The sequence below is a fragment of the Acetobacter sp. genome (assembly GCF_047721705.1).
Taxonomy (GTDB): Bacteria; Pseudomonadota; Alphaproteobacteria; order Acetobacterales; family Acetobacteraceae; genus Acetobacter.
In genome coordinates, this window is sequence record NZ_JBDNXK010000053.1 from 1 (window position 1) to 11,068 (window position 11,068).

Below are 11,068 nucleotides of genomic sequence, written 5' to 3' on the forward strand. Positions count from 1 at the left end.
CAACTCAACGCGCCATACATCGTCAAAACAGCTCTCAACGCGTTGGGGGTGAGCGAAGAGCTTTCTTCGTCTCAGAGAATGGTATCAGGAGCATAATAAGATGAGAAAACTGCGCCTTCCGACTCTTTCCGCTCTCGCACTCGGCACTTCTCTCCTTTTCGCGGGCATGCCCGCGCATGCGCAGACCGCCCCCATCGCATCTCTGGATCAGGCGCTTGACAGCATTCAGCGCGAAAACTCGGGATCCTTCGCTGCGCGCACCGCCAAGCTCGCCCCGGTCATTGACCAGACCTATGACCTTGAGGCCGTTCTGCGTTCTTCTGTAGGCGCCAGCCGCTACATGCAGCTTTCGGATGCGGAAAAGCAGAAGCTTCTGGCGACGTTCCGCGAGTATACGATCGCCCGCTATCTTTCGAGCTTCAAGCCCGGCTCCAACGCCAAGTTCGAACTCTCCCCGGATGTGCGTAATTCGCCAGTCGGGAGCGACCGCATCGTCTCCACCAAAATCGGTCCTGCGGACGACTTCAGCACGGCGCGCGACATAAATTATGTTATGCGTCAGGAAAATGGCAGCTGGAAGATTGTCGATGTGCTTCTTGACGGGCATATCAGCCAAGCCGCTGCCCAGCGTTCGGATTTCGGCTCTACTCTGGCATCCGGTGGGGTGAACGGCCTGATCACCGTTCTGAGCCAGAAAGTGAAGACTTTCTCGGAGGAATAAGAGTCGATGCCATCAAGGCTGTCATTTCGCAGAACTGAGTCCGACAGGACGCAGCAGCCTTGTCCGACAGCGATCTGGCAATCTTGATGTCCTTCTTTCACGATTTTGCTCTTCTCTGTGATGCTTTCGGTATCGCAGGCTGCGTGCAGGCTGCTCTCGGCACTGCTCTGGTCGCACGTTTTACCAGAGAGGAGCGGAGCGCGGCTCCAGCACGGGACCATGTCCCACCCGTCACAATCCTGAAGCCTCTTCACGGGGATGAACCGCTCCTTGAAGAAGCACTCGAAAGCTTTTTCACGCAGGATTATCCGGCCTTCCAGATCGTGTTCGGCGTTCAACGCGCCAACGATCCGGCAATCGCCGTCGTCGAGCGTCTCCGACATCGCCATCCGGGCATCGATTCCTGCTTGGTGGTCAATGGCGCGCAACACGGGGAAAACCGGAAGGTCGGCAATCTCATCAATATGCTGACGGCGGCCAAGCACGATATTCTGGTCATCTCCGATTCAGATATCCATGTCGCACCGGACTATCTGCAGCAGGTGGTAAGCGCTTTCAGAAAACCCAATATCGGGCTGGTGACGACGATCTACGCAGGCCTTCCGGCCAGCAACAGGCTTCCACGCCTGCTTTCCTCCTGCCAGATCAATCACAATTTTCTGCCAGGCGTCCTCCTCTCCCGTTATCTGGGCAGACAGGACTGTCTTGGCGCCACGATGGCGCTCTCACGGGAAATGCTGGACGAGGTCGGTGGCTTTCAGGCGCTTGTCTCCCACGTGGCCGACGATGCCGTGCTTGGCAGACTTGTCCGGGCCCATCATCATGACATCGCCATCGCAGGCTGCATGACATGGACCACCATAGGCGAGACGACATTCTCCGAATTACTGAGCCATGAACTGCGCTGGGGCCGCACTGTCCGTGCACTGGCCCCGTTCGGTTATCTGGCATCCTGTATCCAGCTTCCGCTTTTCTGGCTCTCCTGCGCCATGCTGTTGCAGCCCCATGCTCAGTGGCCTTTCACGCTCTTCCTGCTGGGTTGGGGCGCACGCGCCGTCTGCGGGTTCGTGACGGATCTCTGTGTGGGACAGCGGTCGCTGCTTCCCCTTCTGCTGCTCCCCCTCCGAGACTGGCTGTCAGCAATCATCATGGTTGGCAGTATGACAGGCTCGCAGGTTGCGTGGCGCGGCCATACGATGCGCGTTTCGTCGCATCGCCCTGTCGCTGCCTCTTCCATTCCACCCAGTCGAACCCCACTTTCTCCCGGTGATACGCCATGAAGCACGCTTCTCGTGCCCAACCGGGACAGGATACAGAACCGGCGTCATGCCGTTCTTGAGACCGAGTGTTGCAAGCTGACACTTGCAACCCGCCAGTTCTGGCGATACCCGTCTGCAACTTTTTGTTTCGGCGAATGCCCAAGTAAGGATTTCGCGCAATGTTAAAGACCCTGTTTTTGCAGCCTCCCACTTTCGACGGGTTCGATGGGGGCGCCGGTTCGCGCTACCAGGCCAAGCGCGAGATCAAATCCTTCTGGTATCCGACATGGCTTGCCCAGCCTGCCGCACTCGTGGAAGGCAGCCGTCTGATTGACGCACCTCCGGCCGGTATCGGCATGGAGCCGATTCTTGAGGATGTGAAGAACCGCGATCTGGTCATCATCCACACATCGACCCCGTCCTTCACGAAGGACGTCGAAGTCGCGCAGATGATCAAGGACGTGAATCCGAACATCAAGATCGGTTTCGTCGGCGCGAAGGTTGCAGTTCAGCCGGAAGAAAGCCTCCTCAAGGCTCCGGTGGTGGACTTTGTCGCCCGCAACGAGTTCGACTTCACGATCAAGGAAATCGCGGAAGGCCGTGAGTTCAAGGACGTGGACGGCATCAGCTATCGCAACAGCGAGGGCGTGATCGTCAACAACCGTGACCGCGCCATGATCGAGAACATGGACAGCCTGCCGTTCGTGACCGAGGTCTACAAGCGCGACCTCAAGATCGAGGATTATTTCATCGGGTACCTGATGCACCCGTATATCTCGATCTACACCGGCCGAGGCTGCAAATCGCGCTGCACCTTCTGCCTGTGGCCGCAGACGGTCGGCGGCCACCATTACCGCACCCGCAGCCCCGAGCATGTGGCGGCCGAAATCCGTCTGGCGAAGCAGTATTTCCCGCAGGTGAAGGAATTCTTCTTCGACGACGACACCTTCACCGACGACCTGCCGCGCGCCGAGGCCATCGCCAAGGAACTGGGCAAGCTGGGCGTGACGTGGTCCTGCAACGCCAAGGCCAATGTTCCCCGCAAGACCCTTGAGATTCTGAAGGACAACGGCCTGCGTCTGCTGCTCGTCGGTTACGAGAGCGGCAACCAGCAGATCCTTCACAACATCAAAAAGGGCATGCGCGTCGAAGTGGCGCGTGAGTTCACCAAGAACTGTCACGAGCTGGGCATCAAGATCCACGGTACCTTCATTCTCGGCCTGCCGGGCGAGACGAAGGAGACCATTCAGGAAACCATCAACTTCGCCAAGGACATCAACCCGCACACGTTGCAGGTGTCACTCGCCGCGCCGTATCCCGGCACGGCCCTGCACAAGCAGGCGGTCGAGAATGGCTGGTTCGATGAGTCCCATGCCGAACTGATCGACGAGAACGGCGTGCAGATGGCTCCGCTGCACTACCCGCACCTGTCGCACACGGAAATCTTCAACGGCGTGGAGGAGTTCTACAAAAAGTTCTACTTCCGCGCTCCGAAGATCGCCTCCATCGTCAGCGAGATGGTGCGTAGCCCGCAGATGATGAAGCGTCGTCTGCGTGAAGGCGTAGAGTTCTTCCACTTCCTGCGCGACCGTCACGCGGCCTGATCCGACAACCATGCGGCGCGCGATCATTTCCTCCGATGACTTCGGCATGTCTGTCGAAGTCAACGAAGCGATCGAGATCGCGCACCGCGACGGCGTTCTTTCCACAGCCAGCCTGATGATGGCCGGTCCTGCGGTGGAGGACGCCATCGAACGAGCCAAACGGATCCCGACACTGAAAGTCGGGCTCCATCTGGTGGTGATCGAAGGGCCGTGCGTCCTTCCTCCTGCCGAAATTCCGCTGTTGGTTTCTCCTGATGGACAGTTTCCATCCGATCAGCTGAAGCTGGGCATCAATTATTTCTTCCGACCGGATGTGCGACGGCAGCTTGCAGCCGAGATCGAAGCGCAGTTCGCAGCCTTTGCGCGAACGGGCCTCACGCTCGACCACGCCAATGCCCACAAGCACATGCACCTACATCCCACTGTCGGAAAACTGATGATCGAAAGCGGCAAGCGGCACGGGCTTCGCGCCGTGCGCGTGCCGCTGGAACCGCCCGAGCCACTGATGGCCGCGGGCACCTATGTGGACAGCTTTGGAGCCGCAGCGCTCCGTCGCTGGACGAAGCTGCTACGCTGGCAGGCACGTTCCGCCGGTATGGTGACGAACGACTGGTGTTTCGGCATTGAGTGGAGCGGCCACATGACAGCAGATCGGGTCGCAGCTCTGGCGGCCCATCTGCCGGACGGTGTTTCGGAAATCTATTTCCATCCCGCCACGCACAAGAATGCGCTACTTCAGAAACTCATGCCGACGTACGAGCATGAAGCCGAACTGGCGGCGCTGTGCAGCCCCGGCTTTCGCGCCGGTCTGGCTGATTCACATACCGATCTGATCGGCTGGAGCGATCTGCGCCCTTGAACTTCGGGCACTCTGTCGTCGCGCCATACGCTCATAGGCAGCGATAAAGCCCGAGACATCCGCTTCCGTCACATTCCACGGCAGCGAAACGCGGATCGCATTCCCGGCGAGATCACCCAGCCCCATTGCCGCCAGCACGTGCGAACCGCCAACTTTGCCTGACGAGCACGCAGAACCGGCCGACACGCAGAACCCTTCCAGATCAAGCGCAATCAGCTGCGCTTCACTGCGCACGCCCGGCAACGCAATGCAGGAGGTGTTATGAAGGCGCGGCGCATCTTCGCCACATATCGTAGCGCCACAGCATGAAGCCGCTGCGTTGATCCGATCACGCAAACCAGTGAAATCCACAGGCTGATCAAGCGCCGCGTCCAGGGCGGCGGCAAGCGAGACAATCGCTGGCAGCGCCTGCGTCCCGCCGCGTCGCCCGCGCTCCTGCCCACCACCAGCCTGCATCGGGTGCAGCACAACGGGGGCATCACCGGCCAACAGCAAAGCTCCTGCCCCTTTCATGCCACCGAACTTGTGTCCTGAGAGCGCAAGACTGTCTGCACCCAGCGTCCCGATATCCGCCGACACACGCCCTACGGCCTGCACGGCATCGACATGAAGCCAGGCCCCTGTCTTACGGCACAAGCTCGCAACATCTTCGATAGGATTGATGACCCCAGTCTCGTTATTGGCCAACATCACACAGACAAGAGCCGCCGCCTCACTGCGAGCCAGTGTCTTTTCCAGCGCGGCAAGGTCTATGGTCCCGTCTGGTAACACGGGGAGCCATTCGACCAGTTCGCCATCGTCCGCCGCCTTGCGCACGGCATCATGTTCGGTCGCACCGATGAGAATGCGCCGGTTCCGTCCCACAGCTTTCACGGCCAACGTGTTTGCTTCAGTGCCCCCCGAGGTGAACACGCAGTTGTCCGGATGAACGCCCAGTCGAGTGGACACACGTTTGCGCGCATCATCAAGAAGTGCGCGCGCCGCCCGTCCTGCCTTATGGGGCGAAGAAGGATTGCCAACGCAGTCAAGCGCCTCCAGTGCGGCCAGCCGACTTTCTGGCCGCAGAGGTTCCGTCGCATTGGCATCCAGATAAATCATCGAATCCAAGACTCATCACAATAATACGATTTATGTGGCATATTGCGTCCCGACCCCGCTATATGTGGCCGACAGAACACGATTCGATCAAAAGAATTGTTGTGTTCACGATGGCACATATATGTTGCGAAAACGCAACATGCTACAAAGTTAGGAATGAACGGGGTGACTGTGCAGTCGCGTCAACCTGCCAATCTGGCTTCTACAAGATGGTGGAAGCACCATACGCCAATCGCTTCATATCGGAAGGGATGAGGGCTGCAAAAGACGCAGAGCACAGTTTCCTTGCTCACTGCGGTTCATACGCTTCTTCGCCCGTTATACGTGGTAGATTAAGCGTTCCGCCATGACACGCAAGTGAAAACATCATGACACTGCGCCCGGAAGTTTCCTTTTCCGGAATGGATTTTCGAGCCCGAACGAGTGTGCGAGGCATCGCCCTCTGTCGGATGAGTCCTCTAAACCGGTTTCCTGTCATGCCCCGGGACGGAAGCCAGAGACTGCGGAAACATAATGCCTGAGGTTATGTTCGCCGGCCCTGATGGCCGCCTTGAAGGACGTTACCACCATTCGAACGAGCCCAACGCGCCCCTCGCGCTTGTGCTTCACCCGCACCCGCTGCATGGCGGAACGATGAACAATCGCATCACCTATGCGATGTATCGTTCTTTCGAGAAAATGGGCTTCTCGGTCATGCGCTACAACTCGCGTGGCGTCGGTCGCTCGCAGGGGCGCTATGATGGCGGTATCGGAGAAATTTCCGATGCGGCGGCCGCGCTCGACTGGATGCAGGCCGTCAATCCGAACGCCAGCGCCCTGTGGATCGCCGGTTATTCCTTCGGCGCATTCGTCGGCATGCAGCTCCTGATGCGTCGCCCGGAAGTCACGGGCTGGATCAGCGTGGCCCCTCCGGCCGCGCATTACGACTTCGGCTTCCTCGCCCCCTGCCCCTGCGGCGGTCTGATGATTGCCGGCGGCAAGGACGATCTCGCGCCAGAACCCGCCATCCACAAGCTGGTGGACAAGCTGAACACGCAGAAGAACGTGCAGGTCGATTACCGCATCTTCCCGGATGCCGACCATATCTTCGCCAAGCAGGCCGATCAGGTCGTTGACGCGCTCGAAGACCATGTGAGCACCGTCATGGCCCGTCGCAGTCTGGCCCTCGCCGCAGACTGATCGAACTTTCGCAGGACAGTTTCCCTCGACACTGTCCTGCGGTTCCGTCCGCCGGTTCCTCGTGGTAAAGCAACGCCGCGAGACGAACAGGACCGGTGATGACAGAGCAGACCTCTCCCACAGATTTCCGTAGCCCTTTCATGCGCGAAGCCCAGGCTCGCGGTTTCCTCTTCCAGTGCACGGATGCGGAAGCGCTTGATGCGACCATGCTCGCCGGACCTGTCACGGGCTATATCGGCTTCGATCCGACAGCTGACAGCCTGCATGTCGGGTCTGCCACCCAGATCATGCTGCTGCGTCTGCTTCAGAAGCACGGACACCGTCCGGTCGCTCTTCTTGGCGGCGGTACAGCCAAGATTGGCGATCCGTCTTTTCGCGAGGAAGCGCGTTCGCTGATGTCGGACGAGACGATTGCCAAAAACATCGCGGGGATTGAAGCCAGCCTGCGTCAGATGATGACCTTCGGCGAAGGGCCGTCCGACGCGATTCTGGCCAACAACGCCGACTGGCTGGACAAACTTTCCTACATCGAACTGCTGCGCGAAGTGGGCGTCCACTTCTCGGTCAACCGGATGCTGTCCTTTGACTCTGTCCGCTCCCGGCTGGAGCGTGAGCAGGGTTTGACGTTCCTCGAATTCAACTACTCCATCCTTCAATCCTATGATTTCCGTGAACTGAACCGGCGTTATGGCGTGACGCTTCAGATGGGCGGCTCGGACCAGTGGGGCAATATCGTCTCGGGCATCGACCTTGTGCGCCGCACGGACAGCAAGCAGGTATTCGGCTTGACCGCTCCCCTCCTCACCACAGCTTCCGGGGCGAAGATGGGCAAGAGCGCGAAGGGCGCGGTCTGGCTTTCCGCCGCGAAACTGCCGGTGTTCGAATACTGGCAGTTCTGGCGCAACACGGAAGACGCCGATGTCGGGCGTTTCCTCAAGCTGTTCACGGACCTGCCGGTTGAAGAGTGTGATCATCTCGGCGCGCTTGAAGGGGCCAGCATCAACGAGGCGAAGAAGGTTCTTGCCACGGAAGCGACGGCTCTATGTCATGGTCGCGCGGCGGCAGAAGAAGCGGCAGCAACAGCCCTCACTGTGTTCGAAACCGGAGCAGCACCCGCCGCACTTCCCACACGCGAACTGCCTCGCGCTGATCTGGAAGCCGGCATCCCCGCTTTCCGCCTTTTCGCGGAAGCAGGACTGGCAGCCAGCAACGGTGAGGCACGACGGCTTATTCGTGGCGGAGGGGCACGCGTCAACGACGTGCCAGTGAAGGATGAAGGATTGGTCGTCTCGTTGGCGGACGCCGTGGATGGCGCGATCAAGCTGTCATCAGGGAAGAAGCACCATATTCTGGTGCGCGCCGACAGCTAGGCTGCGGCGTTACCCCTGATAGGATGCGATCTCGATCAGGTTATGGTCCGGGTCGCGGCAATAAACGGAAGTGACGGGCCCCAGCGCGCCAAGACGTGCGACGGGGCCTTCGACCACATCCACGCCACATCCCTTCAGGTGTTCGATTACATCCTCACTGGCGACAGCCGTGATGAAACAGAGGTCGCAGGAACCGCAGGTCGCGAACTCGGCCGTTTCCCAGCCATCCATTCCTTCCGGGCGAAGATTGAGCTTCTGGCCGCCAAATTTCAGCGCTGTGCGGTTGTGGCGACCGTATTCTTCCCGCTCCATCCCCAGAACGCGCTGATACCAGGATGCTGATATATCGACATCACGAACGGTGAGAACAACATGATCCAGCCGATCGACAGTGAAGCGCATGAAGCAGGAACCTTACTCTGGGATGCGGATATTTTCCTCTGCCTATTGAGAAGGAACGCCGGGGGAAAGCAACCCCCGGCATTACGCATTCGTCAGGTCAGGCCGGCGTAGAAATCGTTACCTTTGTCATCAATGACGATGAATGCAGGGAAGTTCTCAACTTCGATCTTCCAGACCGCTTCCATGCCAAGCTCAGGATATTCCAGAACCTCGACCTTGCGGATGCAGTCCTTCGCCAGACGTGCCGCCGGACCACCGACCGAACCGAGATAGAAACCGCCATAGGTCTGGCAGGCATCCTTCACGGCTTTGGAACGGTTACCCTTGGCCAGCATCACGTAGGAACCGCCAGCCTTCTGGAGTTCGGCGACATACGAGTCCATACGTCCTGCCGTAGTCGGACCGAAGGAGCCGGTCGGCATACCCGCCGGAGTCTTGGCCGGACCAGCGTAATAGACCGGATGATCCTTGAGATACTGCGGCAGTCCCTCGCCCTTCTCCAGACGCTCCTTGAACTTGGCGTGGGCGATGTCACGCGCCACGACCATTGTGCCGGTCAGCGACAGGCGTGTCTTGACGGGATATTTCGACAGTTCCTTGCGGATCTCATCCATCGGACGGTTGAGGTCGATGTTGACCGCCTCGCCTTCCAGATGCTCGTCGGTCGTCTCGGGCAGGAAGCGGGCCGGATCATGCTCAAGCTGCTCGAGGAACACGCCTTCCGCCGTGATCTTGGCCTTGGCCTGACGGTCCGCCGAGCAGGACACACCGATGCCGACCGGGAAAGACGCACCATGACGGGGCAGACGCACGACCCGCACATCGTGGCAGAAATACTTGCCGCCGAACTGCGCGCCGATGCCGAGCTTTTGCGTCAGCTTCAGGACTTCGGCTTCCATTTCCTTGTCACGGAACGCCTGTCCGTTTTCGTTCCCCTTATCGGGCAGCGAATCGTAGTAATGCGTGGAGGCCATCTTGACGGTCTTGAGCGTCTGCTCAGCGGACATGCCGCCCAGAACGATGGCAAGGTGATACGGTGGACAGGCTGACGTGCCGAGCGTGCGGAGCTTGGTCTCCAGCCACTTCAGCAGCGTCTCCTTGTTGAAGATCAACGCCCGCGTTTCCTGAAACAGGAACGTCTTGTTGGCTGAGCCGCCGCCCTTGGCGACGAACAGGAGGTCGTATTCCTCGGGGTGATAATCGCCCGGATTGGCGGCGACATCGACCTGCACGGGCAGATTAGTGCCGGTGTTCTTCTCGTCGAAGATTGTCAGCGGCGCCATCTGCGAGTAGCGCAGGGCGGTCGTCGTGTAGGTCTTGTAGACGCCGCGAGCGAAGGCTTCGTCGTCATTGCCTTCGACCCAGACGCGCTGGCCCTTCTTGCCGACAACGATGGCCGTTCCCGTATCCTGACACATTGGCAGCGCACCGCCAGCGGCGATGCAGGCGTTCTTCAGCAGGTCGAGTGCCACGAACCGGTCGTTATCAGACGCTTCCGGATCTTTAAGGATATTGGCGAGCGACTGGAGATGTGAAGGCCGCAGCAGATGGGCGATGTCGTTGAACGCCTCGGAGGCCAGAGCCGCCAGCGTCTCCGGCTGGACATGCAGCACAGTCCGATCACCAACTTTCGACGTGCTGACGCCGCCTACATCGAGCTTGCGATAGGGAGTCTCGTCCTTTCCAAGCTGGAACAGCGGCGCATAGGAAAACTCCTTGATGGCGGAAGTCTTCGCCGCCGCCTTCTGCTCCGGCGCTTTCAGCTCTGTGGTCTCGGCAGTCATCGTCTTGGTCTCCAGTCGGGCGTCAGGACAAGCCTTGCGAGGGGGTCAGCTCGGCTTGGGGCCCTTCTTGCGAAAGGCATCGAGACTCACGACCGCAGCATCCCCCTTGGGGGCTTCCTCTTCCGGCTCCGGCTGTATTTCCACAGCAGCAGCCTTCTCCAGTTCGTGCCGCTCTTCTTCCTTGGGATTGAAGCGCATCGAAAGCTGGATATGCGGATCGGCGAAGCCGGTGATGGCTGCGACCGGGATCGTGAGTATCGAACCGACTCCGCCAAAAGACAGCCCGACCGAGACGCAGTGCCGTTCACGGTCCACTTTCAGATCCCAGAACTGGTGCTGCAACACGATCGTCATCTCATGCGGATACTGGGCGCGCAGACGCGATGGAATATCCACGCCCGGCCAGTCGGTGCGGAAAGACAGATAGAAATGATGGCCGCCCGCAAGTCCTTCCGCGCTCACATGTTCGAGCGCACGCAGCATCACATCGCGGTAAGCATCCTCCATCCACACATCATAGGGCAGCACGCTCTCGGGGAGGTCTGTGCCTACACCGTCATCGTCGTGATCATCTGCCATGGAAAAATCCTCTATCTGCTGCCACTTTATGACGCATGCGCATCACATCCATCCTGTGGCTTCCTTATTACATCTCCTGTCATGGATGCGGCAAAGGCTTCCTGATGGCAAGCCAAGGCAGACCATCGGCTGTCACGCAGAGGTGAAATGATTTTGATGAAAGTGGGAGGGCTTCTGTTGCCCGGTGCCCTCCCGAACCGCGCTTATCGCTTA

The 11,068-nt window shown here is 59.3% G+C and carries 10 protein-coding genes and 1 other RNA gene (1 of these 11 cut by a window edge); 6 read left to right on the plus strand and 5 right to left on the minus strand.

What is annotated here, in order from left to right; translation table 11 throughout:
* Positions 1 to 100: 100 nt before the first annotated feature.
* The 4 genes from ABF824_RS10135 to hpnK all read left to right on the plus strand — a co-directional run bounded on the left by ABF824_RS10135 (position 101) and on the right by hpnK (position 4,443).
* Positions 101 to 721: an ABC transporter substrate-binding protein gene (locus tag ABF824_RS10135; RefSeq protein ID WP_415488607.1), complete on the plus strand. Its 621-nt coding sequence runs from the start codon at positions 101 to 103 to the stop codon at positions 719 to 721.
* Between the two features lie 86 nt (positions 722 to 807).
* Positions 808 to 2,001: a bacteriohopanetetrol glucosamine biosynthesis glycosyltransferase HpnI gene (hpnI, locus tag ABF824_RS10140; protein ID WP_415488650.1), complete on the plus strand. Its 1,194-nt coding sequence runs from the start codon at positions 808 to 810 to the stop codon at positions 1,999 to 2,001.
* A gap of 158 nt (positions 2,002 to 2,159) precedes the next feature.
* Positions 2,160 to 3,584: a hopanoid biosynthesis associated radical SAM protein HpnJ gene (hpnJ, locus tag ABF824_RS10145; protein ID WP_415488609.1), complete on the plus strand. Its 1,425-nt coding sequence runs from the start codon at positions 2,160 to 2,162 to the stop codon at positions 3,582 to 3,584.
* Positions 3,585 to 3,594: 10 nt separating this feature from the next.
* On the plus strand, positions 3,595 to 4,443 hold the full coding sequence (gene hpnK / locus ABF824_RS10150) for a hopanoid biosynthesis-associated protein HpnK (RefSeq protein ID WP_415488611.1): 849 nt from the start codon (positions 3,595 to 3,597) through the stop codon (positions 4,441 to 4,443).
* On the opposite strand, the gene ABF824_RS10155 is transcribed toward hpnK, so the two are convergent.
* A complete protein-coding gene (locus ABF824_RS10155; RefSeq protein WP_415488613.1) occupies positions 4,402 to 5,541 on the minus strand; it encodes a cysteine desulfurase family protein in 1,140 nt (379 codons plus the stop codon). The genes hpnK and ABF824_RS10155 overlap by 42 nt on opposite strands.
* Positions 5,542 to 6,054: 513 nt before the next feature.
* Here ABF824_RS10155 and ABF824_RS10160 point away from each other — a divergent pair.
* Positions 6,055 to 6,720: an alpha/beta hydrolase gene (locus ABF824_RS10160; RefSeq protein ID WP_415488615.1), complete on the plus strand. Its 666-nt coding sequence runs from the start codon at positions 6,055 to 6,057 to the stop codon at positions 6,718 to 6,720.
* 98 nt (positions 6,721 to 6,818) lie between these two features.
* Positions 6,819 to 8,090: a tyrosine--tRNA ligase gene (tyrS, locus tag ABF824_RS10165; protein ID WP_415488617.1), complete on the plus strand. Its 1,272-nt coding sequence runs from the start codon at positions 6,819 to 6,821 to the stop codon at positions 8,088 to 8,090.
* Positions 8,091 to 8,099: 9 nt separating this feature from the next.
* On the opposite strand, the gene ABF824_RS10170 is transcribed toward tyrS, so the two are convergent.
* From ABF824_RS10170 to ssrA, 4 genes are all read right to left on the minus strand, one after another.
* A complete protein-coding gene (locus ABF824_RS10170; RefSeq protein ID WP_415488619.1) occupies positions 8,100 to 8,492 on the minus strand; it encodes a VOC family protein in 393 nt (130 codons plus the stop codon).
* 92 nt (positions 8,493 to 8,584) lie between these two features.
* Positions 8,585 to 10,276 (minus strand): fumarate hydratase, encoded by a 1,692-nt coding sequence (locus ABF824_RS10175; RefSeq protein ID WP_415488621.1) that lies wholly within the window; start codon positions 10,274 to 10,276, stop codon positions 8,585 to 8,587.
* Positions 10,277 to 10,321: 45 nt separating this feature from the next.
* Positions 10,322 to 10,855: an SspB family protein gene (locus ABF824_RS10180; RefSeq protein ID WP_415488624.1), complete on the minus strand. Its 534-nt coding sequence runs from the start codon at positions 10,853 to 10,855 to the stop codon at positions 10,322 to 10,324.
* A gap of 161 nt (positions 10,856 to 11,016) precedes the next feature.
* Positions 11,017 to 11,068, minus strand: a transfer-messenger RNA (tmRNA) gene (gene ssrA, locus ABF824_RS10185); it runs 218 nt beyond the window's last position.

Excerpts from the sequence above, each read along its gene's own strand:
- ABF824_RS10135 (WP_415488607.1), top strand. The coding sequence starts at position 101 with ATGAGAAAACTGCGCCTTCCGACTCTTTCCGCTCTCGCACTCGGCACT.
- hpnI (WP_415488650.1), top strand. The coding sequence starts at position 808 with ATGTCCTTCTTTCACGATTTTGCTCTTCTCTGTGATGCTTTCGGTATC.
- hpnJ (WP_415488609.1), top strand. The coding sequence starts at position 2,160 with ATGTTAAAGACCCTGTTTTTGCAGCCTCCCACTTTCGACGGGTTCGAT.
- hpnK (WP_415488611.1), top strand. The coding sequence starts at position 3,595 with ATGCGGCGCGCGATCATTTCCTCCGATGACTTCGGCATGTCTGTCGAA.
- ABF824_RS10155 (WP_415488613.1), bottom strand. The coding sequence starts at position 5,541 with ATGATTTATCTGGATGCCAATGCGACGGAACCTCTGCGGCCAGAAAGT.
- ABF824_RS10160 (WP_415488615.1), top strand. The coding sequence starts at position 6,055 with ATGCCTGAGGTTATGTTCGCCGGCCCTGATGGCCGCCTTGAAGGACGT.
- tyrS (WP_415488617.1), top strand. The coding sequence starts at position 6,819 with ATGACAGAGCAGACCTCTCCCACAGATTTCCGTAGCCCTTTCATGCGC.
- ABF824_RS10170 (WP_415488619.1), bottom strand. The coding sequence starts at position 8,492 with ATGCGCTTCACTGTCGATCGGCTGGATCATGTTGTTCTCACCGTTCGT.
- ABF824_RS10175 (WP_415488621.1), bottom strand. The coding sequence starts at position 10,276 with ATGACTGCCGAGACCACAGAGCTGAAAGCGCCGGAGCAGAAGGCGGCG.
- ABF824_RS10180 (WP_415488624.1), bottom strand. The coding sequence starts at position 10,855 with ATGGCAGATGATCACGACGATGACGGTGTAGGCACAGACCTCCCCGAG.